Here is a 233-nt window from a genome sequence, read left to right on the forward strand (position 1 = left end):
GTGTCGCCGCGCGTGAGCGCCTGCGCGGCGGCCTCGCGGATGAACGACGGCGTCGTGCGGTCCGACTCGCCGAACCAGAACGGCAGCACGTCCGCGACGCCGAAACCCGCGTTGGCCACTTCGCGGATCTGCGAGGAGCGCAGCGCGCGCACGGCGTCGCGCGCGAGGCTCGATCCGGCGGGCGCTGCGGGTGCAGCGGGTGCGTTGTGCGGGGAGTCAGGCGAAACCGAAGC

General features: G+C 74.2%; 1 pseudogene. It reads right to left on the minus strand.

Features of this window, described 5'->3' with window-relative positions:
- Window positions 1-233: pseudogene (locus tag SB786_RS37815) on the minus strand (hypothetical protein); the annotation flags it as partial.

The sequence above is a fragment of the Burkholderia sp. SIMBA_062 genome, from assembly GCF_046534765.1.
Classification (GTDB): Bacteria; Pseudomonadota; Gammaproteobacteria; order Burkholderiales; family Burkholderiaceae; genus Burkholderia; species Burkholderia ambifaria.